The sequence below is a fragment of the Gillisia mitskevichiae genome, from assembly GCF_003634585.1.
In the GTDB taxonomy this organism is placed as follows: Bacteria; Bacteroidota; Bacteroidia; order Flavobacteriales; family Flavobacteriaceae; genus Gillisia; species Gillisia mitskevichiae.
In genome coordinates this window covers 198,563-220,449 of the sequence record NZ_RBLG01000004.1, presented here as the reverse complement: position 1 = coordinate 220,449, position 21,887 = coordinate 198,563, and the positions used below count along the sequence as shown (strand labels likewise).

Below are 21,887 nucleotides of genomic sequence, written 5' to 3'. Positions count from 1 at the left end.
ATTTGAACCATATAAACACAAAAAACTATGAGTTTTTTAGATTCTGTATTAAAAGTATTTGTTGGCGATAAGTCCAAGAAAGACGTTAAAGACATACAACCTATAGTAGAGAAGATCAAGGCTTTGGAGAAGGAGTTCGAAGCGCTTTCTATAGATGAACTAAGGGAGAAAACTGTTACTTTTAGGAAGAAGATCGCCGATGCTACTGCAGATATTCGCTTGAAAATTGAAACATTAAACAGCGAAGCTGATGCTTCAGAAGATATAACCAGAAATGAAGATATTTACACCGAAGTTGATGCATTAAAAGACGAAATGTATAATATTACGGAAGCTGTTCTTAACGAAATTCTTCCTGAAGCCTTTGCAACCGTAAAAGAAACCGCCAAACGTTTCGTTCATAATCCCAAATTAAAAGTTACTGCTACTGCTTTCGATAGAGAAATTTCAGCAGAGAAAGATTATGTAGAATTAGATGGAGATCATGCTATTTGGAGTAACTCTTGGGATGCTGCTGGAAAACCTATCACCTGGGACATGATACATTACGATGTTCAATTAATTGGTGGTGTAGCAATGCATCAAGGTAAAATTGCAGAGATGCAAACTGGGGAAGGAAAAACACTTGTTGCAACTCTTCCTATGTATTTAAATGCCTTAAGCGGAAACGGTGTTCACCTTGTAACCGTGAATGATTACCTAGCAAAAAGAGATAGTGCCTGGATGGCACCAATCTTTCAGTTCCACGGAATTAGTATAGACTGTATAGATTATCACAGACCTAATTCTGCTGCAAGAAGAAAAGCATATAACGCAGATATCACTTATGGAACAAATAACGAATTCGGTTTCGATTATTTAAGAGATAATATGTCTCACGCTCCAGATGATCTTGTACAACGCCCTCACAATTTTGCAATTGTAGATGAGGTGGATTCTGTACTTGTAGATGATGCTAGAACACCTTTAATTATTTCTGGACCTATTCCGAAGGGAGATATTCATGAATTTGAAGCATTAAAACCTGCTATCCACAATATTGTAGAAGTACAAAGAAGTCATTTAATTAAGGTTTTGGCTGAAGCTAAGAAATTAATTGCTGCTGGCGATACTAAGGAAGGTGGTCTTCAACTTTTAAGAGTTTTTAGAGGTTTACCCAAAAACAAAGCACTTATTAAGTATTTAAGTGAAGATGGTATAAAGCAACTTCTTCAGAAAACCGAGAATCAATACATGGCAGATAACAATCGTGAGATGCCAAAAGTAGATGAGGAGCTTTATTTTGTTATTGAAGAAAAAAACAATCAGATAGATCTAACCGATAAAGGGGTAGAATTTTTATCTGGAGAAGATGATCCAGACTTTTTCGTTATGCCAGAAATTGGGATGGAAATTTCTAAGATAGATAATGAAGGACTTAGTAAGGAAGAGGAAGTAGAGAAAAAAGAAGAGCTTTTCCGTGAATATAGTGTGAAAAGTGATCGTATACATACCATGCGACAGTTGTTAAAGGCTTATACCTTGTTCGAAAAAGACACAGAATATGTGGTAATGGAGAACAAAGTGAAGATCGTAGACGAGCAAACTGGTCGTATTATGGACGGGAGAAGATATAGCGATGGATTACATCAGGCTATTGAAGCTAAAGAAAATGTAAAGATCGAAGATGCTACTCAAACTTTTGCTACTGTAACCCTTCAGAATTTCTTTAGAATGTACCGTAAACTTTCTGGGATGACGGGAACTGCGGTAACTGAAGCTGGAGAATTATGGGAGATCTATAACTTGGATGTAGTAGAAATTCCTACTAACAGACCAATTGCAAGAATAGATCGTGAAGATCTTGTTTACAAAACGAAAAGAGAAAAATTTAATGCAGTTATAGACGAGGTTACCAAACTTTCTAAGTCTGGAAGACCAGTGTTAATTGGAACGACTTCTGTAGAGATCTCAGAATTACTGAGTAGAATGTTGAAATTAAGAAATGTGCCTCATAACGTATTGAATGCGAAATTGCATAAAAAGGAAGCAGATATCGTTGCAGAAGCTGGTAATGCCGGAATAGTAACTATTGCTACCAACATGGCAGGTCGTGGTACAGATATTAAATTGAGTAAAGAAGTTAAAGAAGCGGGTGGTTTGGCCATTATTGGTACAGAACGACATGATTCTAGGCGTGTAGACAGACAATTACGTGGTCGTGCTGGTCGTCAAGGGGATCCAGGAAGTTCTCAATTCTATGTTTCTTTAGAAGATAACTTAATGCGTTTATTCGGATCTGAAAGGATCGCGAAATTAATGGATAGAATGGGCTTGGAAGAAGGTGAAGTAATTCAGCATTCCATGATCTCTAAATCTATTGAGCGTGCACAGAAAAAAGTTGAAGAGAACAACTTTGGAGTTCGTAAGCGTTTGTTGGAGTATGATGATGTTATGAATGCCCAAAGAGAGGTTATTTATAAGCGTCGTTATCATGCACTTTTTGGGGATAGATTAAAAGTGGATATCGCTAATATGATCTTTGATACTTCTGAAGTTATTACTGAAAATAACAAAGCAGCCTCAGATTATAAGAATTTTGAATTCGAACTTATTCGTTATTTCTCTATGAGCTCTCCTGTTTCTGAGGAAGATTTCGGAAAAATGGATGTTCAGAAAATAGCAGGTGTTGTTTACAAAGCAGCATTCGAACATTATCACAATAAAATGGAACGTACAGCTGTTTTAGCTTTTCCAATTATTAAAAATGTATACGAAGATCCAGCTAATAATTTTGAGCGTATCGCTGTTCCGTTTACAGATGGAGTAAAAAGCTTACAGGTTGTTACCAATCTTGAAAAAGCTTACGAATCTGAAGGAAAACAACTAACAAAAGATTTTGAAAAGAACATTACTCTTGCAATTATAGATGAATCTTGGAAAACGCATTTGCGTAAGATGGATGAATTGAAACAGAGTGTGCAATTAGCTGTTCACGAACAAAAAGATCCTTTATTGATCTATAAGTTTGAAGCTTTTGAGCTGTTTAAATCTATGATAGAGCAGGTAAATAAAGATGTGATCTCTTTCTTATTTAAAGGAGAAATTCCAGAAGGAAACACCACAAATATTCAGGAAGCTCGCCAACCTAGACGTAGCGAGAAAATTGAAACCACTAAGGAAGAAATCCCGAATTTGGATGAACGTTCAGCACAAAGTAGAGCTGCCGGACAAACTCAACAAAGACCTCAAATAACTGAAACTATAGTTCGTGATCAACCAAAGATCAACAGAAACGATAAGGTGACGGTTAAAAATGTGATGAGTGGTGAGAATAAAACCATGAAGTATAAGCAAGCAATTCCTCTTTTAGAAAAAGGAGATTGGGTGCTTACCGGTCATGAAAGTTAGAATAAAAGATTTTTTTAAAACAAGAAACCCGGCAATTGCCGGGTTTCTTGTTTTAATTTTCAATAGAATTCAACTATTTATACTGGTTTCTCATATAATTTTGAAGAAAAGGGATCTGCAAAAAGAACAAGGAAACAAAACCTATTGCATACAGCATAGTAGAAGATAAATTGATCTTTGGGATAGAGATATAGTTCATAAATTCGAAATTCCATTTCATAGAAAAATCTGTAGTTATTAGAAAAAGACCAAGAACTGCGAAACTCATTAGTACCACCAAAGCGATCCAAACATTTCTTGAAATAAGCGGTTCATAAGCAAGATTTAAACTTTGCTTGGCCTCAATAGCATACATCACATTTCTTAAAAGATCAGGAGATGCCTTTTCTCTGTTAGTTTCTTGTATTATTCTTCTGAAGAATTCCTCTTCTCTCTTATGCTTTTCCATTTTCACTAAATATTTTAGGGTGAATATGATTTTCCAAAAAGGAATATAACAATTTCCTGCTTCGGTGTAATTTCACTTTTATATTATCCTGAGACAAATTCGTGATATCTGCGATTTCTTTTACAGATTGATCTTCGTAATAATAAAGGGTAATAATGGCCGCTTCAATTTCGGGAAGCTTGAGTATACAATTCTTAATAATCTCTTTTCGTTCCTCCATCAACATAATCGCTAATCCGCTTTCAAAATCCATGGAGGCATCTTCAGTCAGATTTTCCACCAACTCTAAGGTTGCAGATCTCTTATTCTTTTTTATCCTATCCAGAGCTTTTCTATAAGCGATCTTAAATAACCATGTAGAAAATTTCGCTTCTCCTTTAAAGCTCACCAACACCTCATATGCTTTTATAAATGTATCCTGAGCGATCTCTTCTGCTTCTTCCCTATTTCTAAGCATCTTAATGATAACATTAAAGATGTAATCTTGATGTCGATTTACCAATACTCCAAAGGCATTGGTATCTCCATCCAAAGTTTTCTTTATTAATAAAAGGTCAGATATCTTACTCATTATTCTATAAGACGCATGAAAAGAAGAATTGGTTACATAATAAATTTAAAATCATGAATCTCGAGAATATATAACCAACTTATTAGCTAGAGTATTTTTGAAAGTCACACATAATGGCAGTAGGATCAAAATATTTAATCAATTAAATATGTAGAGATCAGCGATTTTACTAATATCAAAATTATCATTTGTAATAGCAATGTCAGGTTGAGCGGAGTCGAAACCTATTTTTAAATTAAAAGTTTTCGACTTCGCTCGAACAGACAAAATTGGGTGTTTTAGCTAATTGAAAATCAATTAAAAAAATATCGAAATCTCATATTGGTATCTATTAACCTCAATAATTACTTAACTCGTTACCTAAAAAATGGATGTTTAATACTAAGATAAATCTGAAGACTTAATTAAAACATTAAAAAAAAAGAACTTTTTTGTAACCGAAAATAAAATGCCAGCGTCTTAATAGAAAACGAACTGTTATTATTCACAATTAAAAACAAATCATCATGGGATCTGAAGTTATCATTTTACCTATTATTTTTGGCGTTCTTTTCGGAATGTTCTATTTGTATATTTCCGCAAGAAATCGGGAAAGACTTGCATTAATAGAAAAAGGAGGAGATGCCTCTATTTTTTATAGCTCGAGCAAACGAGTTACTCCTATTTGGAAGGTGATCGTACTTAACTTAGGTTTACTTTTAATGGGGATTGGAATCGGGATCTTTTTTGCCAACATTCTTACTTACAATTTAAATGTAGACGAAGATGTTGCATTTCCAGGCACTATCTTTTTAATGGCAGGAATCTCTTTATTAGTTGGGTTTTTCCTGACAAAAAGATTGAATAAAGACGCTTAGATCACTAAAGGTAAAGTTACTTAGAGGCTGTCTGAAATTCGATTTCAAACAGCCTCTATATTCAGAAGAAAATTCTTCTAAGTTTTTGATACCTTTACTTTCTAACCAAAGAAGATCAAAAATGAATAAAGTTTCTATAGAAATTAAGTGGGGTGTTATTTTCACACTTGTAACCTTACTTTGGATGGTTTTTGAAAAAGCTATGGGCTGGCATGATGTTCTTATCGCCAAACATGCTATCTACACCAATTTCTTCGGAATAATTGCAGTACTGATTTTTATACTTGGATTAAAAGATAAAAAAGCGAATTTCTATAATGGGAACATGACATGGCGCCAGGGTTTTGTGGCAGGTTTAATTATAACCATTGTAATTACAATTTTATCGCCATTATCTCAATTTATTAGCAGTACCTATATAACACCAGATTATTTTAATAATGTGATCGCATATAGTGTAGATTCAGAAGTAATGACCCAAGAACAAGCAGAAGCTTATTTCAACCTGAGATCCTATATTATCCAAGCCACTTTTGGCGCATTGGTAATGGGAGTTGTAACCTCAGCAGCTGTTGCATGGTTCCTGAAGACGAAAGAGAAATAATTCTTCAGAAAGAAAATGGTGTTTTTATTTATATATCCATTTTCTGATTGAAATTGATTTCGAATGTCATATCTCGATCCCGATAGCTATCGGGATCGAGATGTTTTTCACCATTTGACTTCTGTTACTGAGACATAACATCATGAAAATCAAAAATCTAGGCTAGTATAAAAACAAGAATTATTAAATCTACATTTTAGTCGATCTTCAGTAACAAATTAGGATCTGGACAATTGTCTAAATAAAAATCTAATTTATCTGCAGAGGCAACTCCTGGGTAATCCCCGGTAAAGCCTTGAATATCTTTGATGATCTGAAAATGTAAGTGCGGAGCATAATCTCCATTAACTTTTCGTGAGCCAAGACTTCCTATTTTATCTCCTGCTTCTACGATCTGCCCGAAGCTTAATTTCTTAATAGAATCCTTACTTAAATGTCCATAAAGGGTATAAAAAGTTCTATCTCCCAAAATATGTTCAAGAATTATAGTTGGCCCATAGTTACCAAAACCTCCATTATCATTAAAACTATGCACCGTTCCCTCTAAAGCTGCAAGTACAGAAGTCCCAACATCACACCAAAGATCTAAACCTATATGTATGTTTCTTGCAGAAGGAGTATTTTCACCTTTAAAAATCACACTTCGCTGGTATAAAGTACGCTTTTCATTATATCCTCCATAAGCTACTTTTGCCTTTTTGGAAGCTACATAACCATCTATAAAAGTTTTTACAGCATTTGCAGATGGAATTGGCATTTCTCTAATGTCTTTATTTGTTTCAGAAAGATCTATGTGAACAAAGTCTTTCTTAACAAAGGTTTTATCTAAGACAGGAGTGAATTCTTCCGTGCATTCGTTAATAAATTCAGCGAAATTTGATTTGGCCATCGAGCTTTTTTTTCAAAAATAACTTATTTTATATATACGTCGCTAAAACTTGCATTTATGTTAACACTTCCGTTTCCATCCTTAGATCTATAGTAGCCATTAAGGATCTCATTGTCATAAGATTTGGTAGATTTTATTGAGGCTGCTTTTGGATATTCAATATTGCTTTGAGTACCATTATAATTAAAGTTTAAAGCTGCGCTAGGCAAAGACAATCTTAGGTCGCTATTCTCCAAAGTGATATCCAGGTTCTTAAAACCAGTTCCTAATTTACCAACAGACAATTCTCCAAAAGTCCCAGAAAGTATTCCCGTTTCTGTGATCTCATTAATAGTTACATCGCTAGAATTAGATATAAGTTTAATGCTCTTCGCTTTGCCAATCTCACAATTCTCAACATAATTGGTCTTTAAAACTCCATAATTCCAAACATTCACATTAATTGGACTATAAGAAACCTCAACCTTGGTTTTCTCACCTTCAATAACATTGGCAGTTAGTTTACTGTGGGATAAATTAGCTTTTAAATTAGTGGTTTTCTCTCCCAGTTTTAATTCGCCATATCTCACATCTAAATCTAGTTTTGCATTTCTTGGCATTCTAATTTTTATAATACGCTTGCCTTGAGATGAAGCTTTTGAAGCTCCTTTTGCTTCACCTTTAAACTTTTGCTTTCCTTCCATTTCTTTTCCAAAGTTCTCTCCCCAATTCTCCATTTTCTTTCCGAAATCTTCTCCCCATTTCTCCATGTCTTTTCCGAAATTCTTCTCAAAATCTTCACCCCAAGCTTCCATTTTCTTTTCAAAATCTTTTTCCCAGACTTCAGAGTTCTTTTCAAATTGTTTCCCCCATTCTTCCATAGATTTTTCGAAATCCTTTCCGAAGTTCTTTTCCATTTTTTTCTCCCATTTCTCCATATACTTATCTCCATCTTTTTTATAAGCATCATAATCGAAATCCATATTGCCTATCTTTTCATGGAATTCTGGGGGTAACGGATTTTTACTGATGTTTTCTAACATAGGAGCTATCATATCTGTCATCATTGGCCCTAGAATATTTTGTAAATCTCCCATAGAGTCAGATAACGAAGAAAGATCCATGTCTATATTTAAATTCATTCCCGTTCCTCCTCCAGAGGTGATTTCAATTTTATCTGAACTTCCTGAAGTTTCCAATTTCCAGCTTTCTAATGCTTTTTTAGCATCTTCCCCTTTTAAATTTCCTGTCTCCAAAAAAGCTTCTATAGCAACTTCATTCTTATCCCAGTTTTCAATGATTATATTGGTGTATTTTGCATCTATCACCACAGAAACATCTTGATTCGTTTTATAAGTCTTCTCGAGTTTTTTGGTTTGTGCAAATATCCCTGCCGAAAATAATAGACAGAAAAGAAGGATATAATTAGACTTTATAGTTTTCATTACGTGGTTTTTTAGTTTGTTTGATTTCATTTAATTTATTCTTGAGTTTGTACAACAAGTCCAAGCGAAATTGAAGATTTTCGACCATTGCTTCAATAGTTTGCTCATTAGGACCCGTTTCATTAAACTCGGCATTCAAGCGTTTATATTCATTATTTAATTCAGACATTTTCCCCATAAAGGAATCTATCAAGGCTTTATTGGTAGGATTCACTTCCAACTTAGCCAACTCCATATTAATCCCTGCTAAATAGTAATTCTCGATCTTTTTAAAATCTGGAGAAACTTCACTTAACTGGAATTCTTTAACCGGAAGCTCATTTTTATCATTCTCGCTTTCTGGAGTTATAACTATTGGAGTTTCTGTTTTAATTATTCTGTCTTTATGTAAAAAGAATGCTCCAATTCCAATAGCTACAATGAATATTGCTGCGATTTTCAAGAAATTGAACTTAGCCTTGTTCTTTTGTATTGGCAATGCCGCCTCCAACTTAGCCTCAAATCTATTTTGATGTCCTTTACTTAACTTTTCTATGGTCCAGGGCTCATTATCCTTGAACATATTTCTAATATCCTGTGCCATTTCTAAATGCTTTTAATTTTTCCTGTAATTTCTTTTTCCCTCTATGTACCAGTGTTCTGGAAGCTACTTGTGAGATCTTCAATATTTCTGAGATCTCCTCATGATCATAACCTTCAATCAAGAAAAGCATAAGAGGGTATTTATACTTTTCTGGAAGCTCTAGAATTTCAGCCTTTACTTCCTCCACTCCAACGCCATCATCCACCTGCCAATCTTGAGCCTCATCATCTGCCACTTTTTCAATTAACTGCTCATTAAGCGCAACATATTCTAATTTTTTTGCCTTTAATTGATCTAGACATTTATTAATAACGATCCGTTTTAACCATGCTCCAAAAGTTACTTCTCCTGAATATTGATGCAGTTTTGCAAACGCCTTCACAAAGGCTTCCTGCATGGCATCTTCAGCCTCTGCCGTGTCCCTTAGGAATCTGCTGGCTACAATGAACATCCCGTCACAATAACTATTATATAGTTTTAATTGTGCTTTTCTGTTGTTGGCACGACAATCTTCTATGAGTTGATGCTTTAACAAAATTTAATAATGCTTAGTTAGTTAGTACTTGAAAGACGAACTAAAAATATCCTTGTTGCAAAACTTAGATATTATTTTTCTGAAAAAATATATTTCTAAAAAAACAGTAATTTTTTAATCCGTGAATTCTTCATAATTTAAGGTATTTGGTATAGTTTTAGAAAACTATTTTATAGGGAAAATCCAGATAAACTAAATAGCCACCTGATTCCTTGTTATAGATTAGATTTAAAACTCATGAAAAATTCACGACGCTTTACAATTAAGATCATAATTGCAGTGATAGCAGTGGTTATTGCAGGAGTCTTATTATGGCGGTATTCTACCAAAGCATTAAGCCCTGAAGATTCGAGTTTATTTTCTGAAGATTCTTTAAAAATGGAAGTTGTTTATAATAGACCTTATAAAAAAGGTAGAGAGATATTTGGACAACTAGTACCTTATAATGAAGTTTGGAGGACAGGTGCAAATGAAGCAACTACTTTTTCTACAAATAGAGATATTTTGATTGATGGATCTCTTTTACAAAGCGGAACTTATACATTGTGGACAATCCCAAACAAGGAATCCTGGAAAGTGATCTTTAATTCCAAGATGTATCCTTGGGGCATCAACTTGGAAAAAAAAGCATCTCGGGATCCCAGTTTTGATGTATTGGTATTAGAAACACCTGTTATAAAGATGAAAGACACTTTAGAACAATTCAGTATTTATTTTGAAAAGGCAAATGATCTCGTGCTTTTTAATTTGGCTTGGGATGATGTTAAGATCAGTATACCCATTAAAAAATAAAAGAGCTGTTCAAAAAATATATTTTTGAACAGCTCTTTCTTCAACTAACTAGAATAAAATTGAGGTTTTCTCAATTATTCATCTAACATTAAGTTTAAAGTAACATCTATATTATCTCTGGTAGCTCTAGAATAAGGACAAATTTCGTGAGCCTCATTTACTAATTGCTCCCCTTTCTCTACTTCTACACCTGGAATATAACAATCTAAAATGGCAGCTAATTGTAAATTACCATCTTCTAAACTTCCTAATTTTACAGTTGCAGTAACATTAAAATCACCAAGTTCTACTTTGTGTTTTTTCGCAATCACTTGCAAAGCACTTCCAAAACAGGCAGAATATCCCGCCGCAAAAAGTTGTTCTGGGTTGGTAAAATCTTCACCTTTACCGCCCATTCCTTTAGGCATACTTACTCTCATATCTAATATACCATCGTCACTTTTTACGTGTCCTTCTCGTCCTCCAGAAGTTGTAACTTTGGCTTTGTACAATGTTTTCATCTTGTATATTTTTGATTAATTTTAATTAAATTTGAAGATACCAACATAAGCCATTTACTTCAAAAGAAGTGCTCATAAATTTGTCATAAATCTCAATTTTCATCTTGTCTAAATCAGCAAAAAAATCTGCCTTACACCAATCAGCAAGCATACCTACTACGCCAAATATAAATCCAGCTTCAAGAAATAAGATCAAGGTCTCCAGAAAGAAGTTATTTGAAGATTCAGCTTTAGCTTCAAAACTATTAACAGGTGATAAAGCTGCTTTGAGTAGAGGGATCACCTTAGTGGAAAGTAATCAGCGAGAGCATCAGGCCATCGCAGAGAAACTTATAGAAGAGTGTTTGCCGCATGCTCACAAGTCCCTTAGAATTGGGATAACGGGCGTTCCCGGGGTAGGAAAAAGCACTTTTATTGAAGCTTTTGGAAGTTACTTGATCAAGCAAGGGAAAAAAGTAGCTGTTTTAGCAGTAGATCCTAGTAGTTCTGTTTCTCATGGAAGTATCATGGGGGATAAAACCAGAATGGAAAATTTGGTGACCGAGGAAAATGCCTTTATTCGTCCTTCTCCTTCTGGAGATTCTCTTGGAGGGGTTGCAAGAAAAACAAGAGAATCCATCATTTTATGCGAAGCTGCAGGATTTGACATTATATTAATTGAAACTGTTGGCGTAGGACAAAGTGAAACCACCGTACATAGCATGACAGATTTTTTCTTATTGCTGAAATTAGCGGGCGCGGGAGATGAATTACAAGGCATAAAACGAGGAATTATAGAAATGGCAGATGCTATTGTAATAAACAAAGCAGATGGAGATAATTTGAAAGCCGCCAGAGATGCCAGACTAGAATTTAAAAGAGCCTTACACTTATACCCTCCTAAGACCAGCGAATGGCAACCAAAAGTGTCCTTATGTAGTGCCTTAGAAGAAACTGGTATTACCGCTATTTGGGAAATGATCTTAGAATATAAAGCTCTCGTAGACAAAAACGATTATTTTGAAATTAACCGTCATAACCAAAATAAATTCTGGTTATTACAAACCATAAATGAGCATTTAAAAAGCAGATTCTATCAAGATCCTACGATCAAAAAAGCATTGGAAGAGCAACTAAAAGCCATCGAGAATAATGAAACCACTCCTTTTGCAGCGGCAAAACTATTGCTGAGTTTACAAAGCCTTTAAAACAGTAATATCAATTACCTTCACCACATGAATATTTTAAAGAAAATCTATCATAATTATCCTGTGCCTTTACTGCTTCTTCTAGGAATTTTAGTTTTTATTACTAATCTGGATGTATTGATGGTGAATATAATGGAAGCTCGTAATTTCATTAGTGCCAGAGAAATGCTCACTCATAATAATTGGATCTTTACTACTATGAATGAGGCTGCTCGTTATGAAAAACCTCCATTTCCTACCTGGTTAACAGCGATCTCTGCCTATCTTTTTGGTATAGAAAGTTTATTCGCCTATCGTTTGCCTGCAGCCATCACCTCGATTTTCCTTCTCATTATATTTTATAAGCTTCAGTTATTACTAGTTATTAAAAAGAATGTTGCGTTTATCTCTAGTCTAATTTTAATGACTTCCTTTTATATAGTATTTTCTGGAAGAGACGGCCAGTGGGATATTTTTACACATGCCTTTATGATGGGATGTATTTATTTTCTAATACGCACACTAAATTCTAATAACAAAAAATACAGCTATGCACTTCTTGCAGGATTATTTTTTGGTGCTTCCTTATTAAGTAAAGGCCCCGTCTCCTTATATGTGTTATTTATATCTTTCTTAATTAGCTACTCCCTCACTTATAAATTCCGAAATCTAAAGCTCAACTGGAAACCACTTCTTCTCTTTCTAGTTATTGGTATAAGTACAGGCATTTGGTGGACCCTTTATGTGCATTATTACGATGCTGAAGCTTTTGCCGCGGTTGCTGAACTTGAAAGCAGCAGGTGGCTTAATTATAACGTTCGACCTTTTTGGTATTACTGGAGCTTTTTTACACAAAGCGGAATTTGGACTATTCCAGCATTTATAAGCTTATTCTATTGGTATTTAAAACCTAGAGTTTCCAATTTGAATGCGTATAAATTCTATATTTTATGGACAGTATTTTCTGTAGTATTACTTTCAATAATTCCTGAAAAGAAAAGCAGGTACTTATTACCCGTATTAATTCCGTTAGCAATGACCACAGGGTTTTATGTAGAATACATTATCAATAATTTCAAACAAAGATTAACGAAGTTAGAACGATTTCCTGTTTACCTCAACTTTATAGTTTTGGTGATTATTGCAATTGGCGCTCCTTTTGTTTTTTATTATTTCTTTGGTTCAACGATCTGGGAGAAAACATTCACTTACATTTTAGTAAGCATCTCCCTTGTATTAATTGGGCTTGGACTTATTTTTGGATTGCTGAAAAAGAAACCAAAATTGCTATTCGGCTTGCAATTTCTTATGATCTTAGCGATTCTAAATTTCGGGTTTCCCTTAGCCGAATTGATCTCTCCACATAGAAATAGTCCAAATATTAAAGCACTTATAGAATATGAAGAGGAAGAAAATATACAGATTTATGAAGCCTCCGGAATTATCCCTGAACTCATTTTTGAATATGGAAAACCAATGCCTATTGTACAATCTGAAATAGATCTTCCATCGAAAGCCAACACAGATAAATTTGGAATATTAGTGCATCAAGAGAAAGAACTAAAGTGGAAAGAGAATTTTCACAGCTATAACTTTAAACTCATTGACACTCTGGATCTAAATCCAACGATGGATAAAGGAAAGAATAGTCGGTTAATTCGAGAATTCTATGTTTTAACTAGAAAGTGATTTTAAATTTTTCGATTAAAAATTTATGAAACACTACAAATAATAGTCCTAATATTGTTCCCATTAACATCCCAGTGATCACGTCTAAAGGATAATGAACCCCTACGTAAATTCTACTATAAGATACTATTAGAGCCCAAAAGCCTATGAAATATATTAGTTTTGGATAGAATCTTTTCAAGATCAAACCAACAAAAATAGCTAAAGCTGTAGAGCTAGCTGCATGTGCAGAAAAATAGCCAAAACTACCACAACGCACTGCGATAAATCGAGTATATTCCATCACATCTTCCTGTCTACAAGGTCTAGGCCTTTCAAATCCATGTTTAAAAAGATTCGCTAACTGATCTGTACATGTGATCATTAAAGCAACCAGCACTATGGTGATCAAAGTTCCTTTAACACCATATTTCCTGAATATTAGAAACAACAAAAATGCATACAGAGGAATGGCAGTCCATTTATCGGTGATAAGGAGCCAAAATGGATCCCAAGTTGGCGTTCCTAGATTATTTAAATAAAGAAATAACTCTCTGTCGTATTCAATTAGTTGGTCTATCATTTAATATTAATCATCGTATCTGGACACTTCCCTATCGTAAAATTCGTTTGCTTGTGTGATCAAGATCTCTGCCTCTGTAGCAAGTTCTTTTTCGTCACCTTTATCAAAATCTTCTAACCATTCCACATCGTCGTTTTCTAAATTGATTATAAATCTTGGATATTCTGTGTGGATCACAAAAATAGCATCTGGAAAATCGGTGTTATCACCTAAAAGAAATTTTGGGAATTCCATAGTTTTTACTTTTTATAATTTTAAAAAAAAGAAAGTTTTCTAAACAAACTCTTCACTGTCCTGATCTCATTTAATAATTATTGAAATTAGTTCAGGATCTATTTTACTTATTTAACTGATAAATCTTACTGAAATCGCTTCAGCTAAGCATTTATGCAGCCTTCAGAATTAATTTTTTACTTAAATAATTGAACCTAAAATACAACATTATAGCCGATGCGGTTAAACCTGCTAATAAGCCAAGCCAAATTCCCATACTACCTAAATTTTCTGCTTTTCCGTAGTATATGGAAACCGGGAAACCGATGATCCAATATGCGATAAAACATATAACCGTTGGGATCTTTACATCTTGTAAGCCTCTTAAAGCTCCAAGAATCACTACCTGAAGACCATCGCTTAGTTGGAATAAAGCTGCAACTACTAGCAATTGTGAAGCTAAAATAATTACATCTACATTATCCAGATATAAAGTTGGCAACCAATCTTTCATTAAAATAAAGAGAACAGCAAAAAGAGCTTCAATTAAAAACACCAGTAAAAATGTGGAAAGTGCTATTCTACGAAGTTCTTTATAGTTGTGCAATCCTTTTTGATTTCCAACACGAATGGTGGCAGTTACTCCCAATCCAACCGCGATCATAAACGTCATAGATGCCAAATTAAGTGCAATTTGATTTGCCGCCTGTGGATTCGTTCCTAACATTCCTGCTAAGAAGATCGTTCCGGTAAAGATCGCTACTTCAAAAAACATTTGTAAAGCAGTGGGAAAACCTAAAGCGAATATTCTTTTAAAAATAGCCAGTTGAAATAATTCCTTTTTTGACCAGATAAAATACGATTTGAATTTTTTCTTCTTCCTTAATACCTCCCATAGAAACCACAACATAAAGAACCTCGAGATCAAAGTACCAATTGCGGCTCCTTCTAATTCCAGTCTTGGGAAAATCCAAAATCCGTAGATCAATATAAAATTGAATATTACATTTACCACATTTGCGAGTAAAGTGGCATACATGGCATATTTTGTTTGAGATAACCCATCGGCGAACTGTTTGTAAGCTTGAAAGATCATTAATGGGATCATTGAAAAAGCAACGATCTCCAAATATGGGATCGCTAATGCAACCACTTCTGGCGGCTGATCTAAATGATATAAAATTGGTTTAGCTAGTAATAACAACAAGAAAAGTGCTACCCCATTCACCGTGCACAACATAATACCATGATGAAAGTAACTTCTTCCTTTTTCTATATTCCCCGCTCCGTCTGCTTCAGCAATTAACGGGGTAATAGCAAAGGAAAATCCAATACCTAAAGATAAAGCGATAAACACCAAGCTATTCCCTAAGGAAACTGCAGCCAGTTGTGCGGCTCCTAATTGCCCGATCATTAAATTATCGGCGAGACCCACCAAAACATGACCCAATTGTCCCATCATTACAGGAAAGGCGATGCTTAAATTATATTTGAACTCCTTGGTGTAGGCTGTTAACTGCAATTTCTAAAATTAAGCTGCAAAGATAACAGGATTTGTTTGGGCAAAAATTGAATTCCATTTTAATTTTCTGAAAATCATTGCAGATCTTTTTCTTGAAAATTAAAATGGAATTCTAAAATAGAATAACTATTCTCACTAAAGTTTTGAAACTTCAGATGTATTTGAAAGTCCGTATTTGTCTACTAAGTAAATCATAGATGCCATAGTAGCAGCACCTAGTTCTAATTCTCTTTTATTTATCTGATCGAACGTGTCATTTTCTGAATGATGATGATCAAAATAGCGTTGAGAATCTGGCACTAATCCCGCAAGTACGGTTTTACCATTTTTCAACGGACCAATATCTGCTCCTCCATGACCTAATTCGAAATAATGAATTAAATAAGGTTTAAATAAAGATTCCCATGCAGCGATTTGGTTAAACTGATCTTGTCTTGCTTCAAAGGAAAATCCTCTAGGAGTGAATCCTCCAGAATCACTTTCTAAAGCAAAAATGTGATTTTCATTTTTTTCTTCAGCTATCTCCGCATATTTATTTCCTCCACGCAAGCCATTTTCTTCGTTCATAAATAATACCACACGAATACTTCTTTTCGGCTTTATTCCAGATTCCTTAAATAACCGCAATACTTCCATAGATTGAACTACTCCCGCACCATCATCATGAGAACCATCTCCAACATCCCATGAGTCTAAATGTCCTCCCACTACTATATATTCATTAGGAAATTCACTTCCTGTTATCTCCCCAATCACATTGTAACTTTGAACATCTGGGAGTTGTTCGCTATTCAGTTTAAAATATACTTCAGCTTTCTTCTCAATTTTCAATAAACTGCTTAAATATTCTGCATCATTCGTGCTTATTGCTGCTGCTGGTATTCTTTGAGAAGGTCTTAATTCACCATAACTCATCGTACCAGTATGAGGAAAATCATCCAATCTTAAATTCATAGATCTTACAAGTACTCCAATTGCTCCATATTTTGCAGCTTCTGCAGCACCAGAATATCGCTGATCTACACAACCTCCATATGCTTCGAAAGTATTTATTAGATCTGCACGCATTGGTCTATTATAAAAAACGATCTTTCCTTTAATCTGCGCCTCTCCATATCTTGCAAGATCTTCTATACCTTGTACTTCTATAACCTGAGCTTTTGCTCCGCCCATAGGTGTAGACACGGAACCTCCCAGAGCCGTAATATTAATATTCCTAGTGCTTCCCGGCGCAGTTTCTATGTAAGCAAATTCTTTTGCTCCTCTTACCCATTTTGGTACCATTACCGGTTGTAACCAAACTTTATCTAAGCCTAAAGTTTCCAATTCCTTTTTCGTGTATTCCACCGCCTTTTGAGCATCTAAAGATCCAGAAAGTCTCCCTCCAATATCGTTTGATAAATGCTCTAACCATAAATAAGATTTGCCGTTAAGCAAAGACATATCATATAATTTTCGAAGATTTAAAGAATCCTCCTGTTTGTTACTGTTCTGCGAAAATGATAGCTGACTACATAAAATGGAAAGTCCCACTATTAAAATTTTTCTCATCGATACTGTTTTTGTGAATTTTAAAATTATAAAGTTTCTTTTTTTAAGATCTCCATGTATTCTTCAAGATTACTTTTAACCTCCGGAGATAACTCTGGCTCTTGGACATCTTTATATTCTATAAGCACATCGTATAAAATTTTAGCAACCAAATAACGTGCCGTGTCCTTATCATCTGCAGGAATCACATACCAAGGTGCATGAGGTTTGGAGGTGGCATTGATAGCCTTTTCATAGGCATGTTGATACTCATCCCATAAAGCACGCTCCTTAAGATCTGCAGGGGAGAATTTCCAGTTTTTTTGGGGTTTTCTTAACCTACGCAGCAAGCGTTGACGTTGTTCTTCTTTTGAAATATGAAGGAAAAATTTAAAGATCAAAGTGCCATTCTCGGCAATATGCTTTTCAAAATTCCTGATGGAATTAAATCGTTCCTCCCAAAATGCTTCATTTACATCTTCCAAACTAGTAACCTCTGGAAGATTCTCTCCTAAAATATATTCTGGATGAACTTTAGTAACTAGAACATTTTCATAGTGTGTTCTATTAAACACCCCAAACTTACCCCGTGCAGGTAAAGCTATATAATGTCTCCATAAAAAATCATGCTTTAACTCTAAAGGTGTTGGCACTTTAAAGCTATGCACCACTACTCCTCTAGAATTAAAATCTTTAAAAACCTCTCTTATTAAACTGTCCTTTCCTGCAGTATCCATTCCTTGAATACAAATAAGCACAGCATATTTGCCATGAGCGTATAGTTTATCCTGCCATTTACCAAGTTTCTCACGGGTATCTTTAAGAGCCACTTTAACTTTTTTTCCATTGATTTCCAAAGGATAGGAAGTCGCTTTATTTTTTAAATCTGTTGTAGAATCTATCCGAAAATGTTTAAGATCTAATTTATCCATAATCTAAATCGTTGAATGCTAAATATACAATCTTTAAGAAACATATTTTTTTTATCTTCGCCCTTAAATTCAATAGCTTGGAAAGAGAAGAGATAATACAGAATGTTGCCACCTTACTAAAGGAAATCCCTAGTTCTATGGAAGTGGTAAAGAATGATTCTAAAAGAGATCAACGATTCCAATATCTAGCAACTCATATGGTAGATAAGGCTCTTGAGAAAGATGCTTTAATTATTTCTGAAAATCAAAAAGGTTTCGCAATACTTTTTAAGACTAGTAAGAAGGATGAAAATTTTTGGAAAGAATTGCCTGAGCAATTAGGTCTTGTTTGGAATGTTACAGGAATTAAGAAAGCTTTAAAAATCTTAAAAACCCAAAAATTCATTAAAAGTCAACGCCCACAAGAAGGTGAGTATTTGTACTGTTGGTTTTGGGGGATTTTAGAGGATTCTCGAGGTGCAGACAAACAGGTAGGAAAAGAAATGAAAGACGAATTTTATCGTCAAGCAAATCTTTATAATATCCCATTATATGCCGAAACCAGAATGCGTCAAAATTCTTTAGTATATCAACGCTTTGGTTTCGAACTTTTTAATGAATGGCAGCATCCAAGTGGGGATACCATGTATTTTTTAAGGTACATTCCGGATTCCCTTAAAACCAAAAAATAGTTTTTAAAAATTAGCACTAAGCCTTACTAGCAAAAAGTTTCACGTCTTCTTCTGTAACCTCTGAACCTCCTAGGATAATAAGACGTTCTACCACATTTCTTAACTCACGAATATTTCCTGTCCAGTCATAATCTTGTAGTTGGTTTATGGCTTTTTCAGTAAATACCTTCACATTACTTCCATGCTCCTCTGCGATCTTTTGTGCAAAGAAATTAATTAATAAAGGGATATCATCTCTACGCTCATTTAAAGGCGGCACCTTTACAAGGATCACTGCCAATCTATGATAGAGATCTTCTCTAAACTTTTTATCTTCAATTTCCTTTTTAAGATCTTTATTGGTAGCTGCAACTATTCTAACATCTACTTTAATATCCTTATCACTCCCTACACGCGAGATCTTATTTTCTTGTAATGCACGAAGAACCTTGGCTTGAGCAGAAAGACTCATGTCTCCAATTTCATCTAAAAAGATGGTACCGCCATTTGCAGCTTCAAATTTTCCTGCTCTATCTTTATTTGCTGAAGTAAAAGCTCCTTTAACATGACCAAAAAGTTCACTTTCTATTAATTCTGAAGGAATAGCTGCACAATTAACCTCTATCATAGGGCCGTTAGAACGTTCGCTTTTTTGATGTATCCAATGTGCCACCAATTCCTTACCAGTTCCATTAGGTCCCGTAATAAGTACTCTGGCATCGGTTTGAGCAACTTTTTCTATAATTTCTTTAATGGAAGTAATCGCAGGTGATTCCCCGATCATCTGGTATTTCTTTCCTACTTTCTTCTTAAGCAAGGTGTTTTCTACCACTAATTCTTTGCGGTCTAATGCATTACGAACCGTATTTAATAACCTATTGAGATCTGGGGGTTTAGAAATATAATCGAACGCACCCATTTTCATAGTGTTTACGGCTGTATCTAGGTCTCCGTGCCCAGAGATCATAACCACTGGCACTTCTGGTTTTATTTTCTTTATGGCTTCAAGAACCTCGATCCCATCCATTTTCGGCATCTTAATGTCGCATAAAACAAGGTCGTATTCTTCATCTTTTATTTTCTCTATCCCTATCAATCCGTCTTCAGCCTCATCTAGCTGATAGGTTTTGTTTTCTTCAGAAAGAATCTTAACTAAAACCCTACGTATTGATGCTTCATCTTCTATTACTAAAATCTTCGCCATTATAATATACTGAATTTAAGACCTGTACGGCCGTATAAAGAATTTGTGTCGTTTATGGTATATACCCTATCTTCATTTTCATCTCTTAAACGAATAGTATTAATAAGGCTATGACCACCGTAAATATAAAAAGAAAAATACTTCGAGAACCTCCATTCGTAACCAATCCCAGATAAAACTGTGGTCATAGATATATTTTGGGCCGGTTTTTTATCTAAAGAAGTAATAGGATTTATATTAATTCTATCCTGAATATTTGCATAATACCCATCTACCGTGACAAATGCCTGAAAAGTACTTTTTTCGCCTAGATAGTATCTTAAATTGGTTTTTGGCACCCCTAAAGTAAATGACCAATTAGGATCGAACTTCCTGTAATAATTTACAATAGGTAATGGGAAATTTAAACTGGTAGAAGTAGAATAACGCAATCCAAGAATTAACCTCCATGGTTTATTAATTTCTTCTTCATTCCTAGATTTTATAAAATATATAGAGCCTGTATACTCTACATCTTCACTTTGTAATTCTTTAGTTTCAAAATTAGAGGTGGCATTTACCTCAGCTTCTATCCCAAATCGCCAATCTTCACTCATTTTATATGTGTAACCTAAACTAATGGCGTAAGATTGAAGATGTTCTAAATTTTCTGTAGAAAATGGCGCGGAATCTTTATACTGAAAATTGACATTTTCATATTGAACACCAGGTATAAAATACGCACCACTATCATTTAATTTAATAGGAAATTTGAAGAAGGTTTTGAAACGACTAAAAGAATTATCTGAATTGGACTGTGGAAAATTCGTGTATTCTACTCTCGCCAAATCGGTAGCTTGACCATGCATTATTGTCGTACTTCCAATACATAACAAGAATAAAATAGACTTAAGAATTTTCATCATTTGGTGGCGGAATTGGAGGAGCACTAGCGTTACTAGGATAAAACATATGTACATCTCGCTGAGGGAAAGGTATGGAAATACCATTCAATCTAAACTTATGATCTATTTTAAACCTCAATAGACTTTTAATTTTAGGATCTACAAAGCTATCTGTAACGAAGAAATGTAGGGAAAAATCTAAAGAAGAATCGCCAAAATCATCGAAGATCACAAAAGGCTCTGGCTTTTTAACGATTCCAGTTTGTTCTCTAGCACATTCCAATAAAATTGCTTGTACCCTTTCTGTATCGCTTCCATAAGCTACTCCAACTTTTACGAACTCACGCGTAGTTTTATGGTTTTGAGTGTAGTTAAATAAGATATCACTTATAAACTTGTGATTGGGAATGATCATTACTTTATCATCTCTTGTAAGTACTCGAGTAGTTCTAAGTTTAATATCTATCACCCTACCTACTCTCCCTTCCATTTCTATAATATCTCCTACTAATAGGGATTTATCTACAATTATAAATAAACCTCCAATAACATCTTGAAAAAGTTCTTGCAATGCCAATCCCAAACCAACAAAAAGAACGGCAGAGGCAGTTAACAGTATTGTAATATCTATACCCGCAGAACTTAAGGTTATAATTATTACAATTATATAAACGAGATATTTTATAAATTTAAAAACACTAATAAATTTAAGCTTATCGTTTTCTTCTAGTTTTCTCGTTAAGAAAACACGTATTAACCTAAGCGCAATAGTTGTAACAACAAATGCAAAGATCACTAGAAGAACTACACCCACGGTAATATGTATACCATCCGCCTTGTCTCCAGTTAATGGATAAATAGTGATATTTAGGAAGTCTTGAATCAACCCCCAAATATCCTGTTCTATCACTTCTTTAACTTTATCTACATTACTTTGCATTC

Annotated in this window: 22 protein-coding genes; 7 read left to right on the top strand and 15 right to left on the bottom strand. The window is 34.5% G+C overall.

From position 1 onward, the window contains the following. Positions 1 to 27 precede the first annotated feature (27 nt). The gene (gene secA, locus BC962_RS13655; protein ID WP_121346572.1) at positions 28 to 3,390 is read left to right on the top strand and encodes a preprotein translocase subunit SecA; all 3,363 of its coding nucleotides are present in this window, start codon (positions 28 to 30) and stop codon (positions 3,388 to 3,390) included. 73 nt (positions 3,391 to 3,463) lie between these two features. Here secA and BC962_RS13650 read toward each other — a convergent pair whose 3' ends face one another. After that, positions 3,464 to 3,838, bottom strand: coding sequence for a hypothetical protein (locus tag BC962_RS13650; protein WP_121346571.1), 375 nt, complete (start codon positions 3,836 to 3,838; stop codon positions 3,464 to 3,466). Continuing rightward, positions 3,825 to 4,409: an RNA polymerase sigma factor gene (locus BC962_RS13645; RefSeq protein WP_121346570.1), complete on the bottom strand. Its 585-nt coding sequence runs from the start codon at positions 4,407 to 4,409 to the stop codon at positions 3,825 to 3,827. The genes BC962_RS13650 and BC962_RS13645 overlap by 14 nt, the downstream gene beginning before the upstream one ends. A 506-nt stretch (positions 4,410 to 4,915) precedes the next feature. On the opposite strand from BC962_RS13645, the gene BC962_RS13640 reads away from it, so the two are divergent. Next, positions 4,916 to 5,266, top strand: coding sequence for a DUF6249 domain-containing protein (locus tag BC962_RS13640; RefSeq protein WP_121346569.1), 351 nt, complete (start codon positions 4,916 to 4,918; stop codon positions 5,264 to 5,266). Between the two features lie 121 nt (positions 5,267 to 5,387). After that, positions 5,388 to 5,870, top strand: a complete 483-nt coding sequence (locus BC962_RS13635) for a DUF4199 domain-containing protein (RefSeq protein ID WP_121346568.1) — start codon at positions 5,388 to 5,390, stop codon at positions 5,868 to 5,870. Between the two features lie 196 nt (positions 5,871 to 6,066). Here BC962_RS13635 and BC962_RS13630 read toward each other — a convergent pair whose 3' ends face one another. Genes BC962_RS13630 through BC962_RS13615 form a run of 4 tightly spaced genes read right to left on the bottom strand, consistent with a single transcriptional unit; the run spans position 6,067 to position 9,301 of the window. After that, the gene (locus BC962_RS13630; protein WP_121346567.1) at positions 6,067 to 6,759 is read right to left on the bottom strand and encodes a peptidoglycan DD-metalloendopeptidase family protein; all 693 of its coding nucleotides are present in this window, start codon (positions 6,757 to 6,759) and stop codon (positions 6,067 to 6,069) included. Positions 6,760 to 6,782: 23 nt separating this feature from the next. After that, positions 6,783 to 8,183, bottom strand: a complete 1,401-nt coding sequence (locus BC962_RS13625; protein ID WP_121346566.1) for a hypothetical protein — start codon at positions 8,181 to 8,183, stop codon at positions 6,783 to 6,785. Further along, positions 8,164 to 8,766, bottom strand: a complete 603-nt coding sequence (locus tag BC962_RS13620) for a hypothetical protein (RefSeq protein ID WP_121346565.1) — start codon at positions 8,764 to 8,766, stop codon at positions 8,164 to 8,166. The genes BC962_RS13625 and BC962_RS13620 overlap by 20 nt, the downstream gene beginning before the upstream one ends. After that, complete coding sequence (locus BC962_RS13615) at positions 8,750 to 9,301, bottom strand: RNA polymerase sigma factor (RefSeq protein ID WP_121346564.1); 552 nt, start codon at positions 9,299 to 9,301, stop codon at positions 8,750 to 8,752. The genes BC962_RS13620 and BC962_RS13615 overlap by 17 nt, the downstream gene beginning before the upstream one ends. Positions 9,302 to 9,538: 237 nt before the next feature. Here BC962_RS13615 and BC962_RS13610 point away from each other — a divergent pair, with 237 nt between their 5' ends. After that, positions 9,539 to 10,093 (top strand): DUF2911 domain-containing protein, encoded by a 555-nt coding sequence (locus BC962_RS13610; RefSeq protein ID WP_121346563.1) that lies wholly within the window; start codon positions 9,539 to 9,541, stop codon positions 10,091 to 10,093. A 74-nt stretch (positions 10,094 to 10,167) separates the two neighbouring features. On the opposite strand, the gene BC962_RS13605 is transcribed toward BC962_RS13610, so the two are convergent. Beyond that, on the bottom strand, positions 10,168 to 10,593 hold the full coding sequence (locus BC962_RS13605; RefSeq protein WP_121346562.1) for an organic hydroperoxide resistance protein: 426 nt from the start codon (positions 10,591 to 10,593) through the stop codon (positions 10,168 to 10,170). Between the two features lie 104 nt (positions 10,594 to 10,697). On the opposite strand from BC962_RS13605, the gene meaB reads away from it, so the two are divergent. Together meaB and BC962_RS13595 are read left to right on the top strand one after the other, a co-directional pair. Beyond that, positions 10,698 to 11,780, top strand: a complete 1,083-nt coding sequence (gene meaB / locus BC962_RS13600; RefSeq protein ID WP_121346561.1) for a methylmalonyl Co-A mutase-associated GTPase MeaB — start codon at positions 10,698 to 10,700, stop codon at positions 11,778 to 11,780. Positions 11,781 to 11,807: 27 nt separating this feature from the next. Continuing rightward, positions 11,808 to 13,448, top strand: coding sequence for an ArnT family glycosyltransferase (locus BC962_RS13595; RefSeq protein ID WP_245984209.1), 1,641 nt, complete (start codon positions 11,808 to 11,810; stop codon positions 13,446 to 13,448). Here the strand turns inward: BC962_RS13595 and BC962_RS13590 are convergent. The 5 genes from BC962_RS13590 to BC962_RS13570 form a co-directional block, all read right to left on the bottom strand. Next, the gene (locus BC962_RS13590; RefSeq protein ID WP_121346560.1) at positions 13,438 to 14,010 is read right to left on the bottom strand and encodes a phosphatase PAP2 family protein; all 573 of its coding nucleotides are present in this window, start codon (positions 14,008 to 14,010) and stop codon (positions 13,438 to 13,440) included. The genes BC962_RS13595 and BC962_RS13590 overlap by 11 nt on opposite strands. A 6-nt stretch (positions 14,011 to 14,016) precedes the next feature. Beyond that, the gene (locus BC962_RS13585; RefSeq protein WP_121346559.1) at positions 14,017 to 14,244 is read right to left on the bottom strand and encodes a hypothetical protein; all 228 of its coding nucleotides are present in this window, start codon (positions 14,242 to 14,244) and stop codon (positions 14,017 to 14,019) included. A gap of 151 nt (positions 14,245 to 14,395) precedes the next feature. After that, positions 14,396 to 15,745, bottom strand: coding sequence for an MATE family efflux transporter (locus tag BC962_RS13580; protein ID WP_121346558.1), 1,350 nt, complete (start codon positions 15,743 to 15,745; stop codon positions 14,396 to 14,398). A gap of 135 nt (positions 15,746 to 15,880) precedes the next feature. Continuing rightward, the gene (locus BC962_RS13575) at positions 15,881 to 17,296 is read right to left on the bottom strand and encodes a M20/M25/M40 family metallo-hydrolase (protein WP_121346557.1); all 1,416 of its coding nucleotides are present in this window, start codon (positions 17,294 to 17,296) and stop codon (positions 15,881 to 15,883) included. Between the two features lie 26 nt (positions 17,297 to 17,322). Continuing rightward, positions 17,323 to 18,207, bottom strand: coding sequence for a PPK2 family polyphosphate kinase (locus BC962_RS13570; RefSeq protein WP_121346556.1), 885 nt, complete (start codon positions 18,205 to 18,207; stop codon positions 17,323 to 17,325). A gap of 77 nt (positions 18,208 to 18,284) precedes the next feature. Here BC962_RS13570 and BC962_RS13565 point away from each other — a divergent pair, with 77 nt between their 5' ends. After that, entirely contained in the window at positions 18,285 to 18,878 is a 594-nt protein-coding gene (locus BC962_RS13565) for a hypothetical protein (RefSeq protein WP_121346660.1), read from the top strand. A gap of 16 nt (positions 18,879 to 18,894) precedes the next feature. Here the strand turns inward: BC962_RS13565 and BC962_RS13560 are convergent, their stop codons facing one another. The 3 genes from BC962_RS13560 to BC962_RS13550 are packed head-to-tail and all read right to left on the bottom strand — an operon-like array spanning position 18,895 to position 21,885. Next, the gene (locus BC962_RS13560; RefSeq protein WP_121346555.1) at positions 18,895 to 20,061 is read right to left on the bottom strand and encodes a sigma-54-dependent transcriptional regulator; all 1,167 of its coding nucleotides are present in this window, start codon (positions 20,059 to 20,061) and stop codon (positions 18,895 to 18,897) included. After that, positions 20,061 to 20,966 (bottom strand): DUF6268 family outer membrane beta-barrel protein, encoded by a 906-nt coding sequence (locus BC962_RS13555; RefSeq protein WP_121346554.1) that lies wholly within the window; start codon positions 20,964 to 20,966, stop codon positions 20,061 to 20,063. The genes BC962_RS13560 and BC962_RS13555 overlap by 1 nt, the downstream gene beginning before the upstream one ends. Then, positions 20,950 to 21,885, bottom strand: a complete 936-nt coding sequence (locus BC962_RS13550) for a mechanosensitive ion channel family protein (RefSeq protein ID WP_121346553.1) — start codon at positions 21,883 to 21,885, stop codon at positions 20,950 to 20,952. Before BC962_RS13550 ends, BC962_RS13555 begins: the two co-directional genes overlap by 17 nt. Positions 21,886 to 21,887 lie beyond the last annotated feature (2 nt).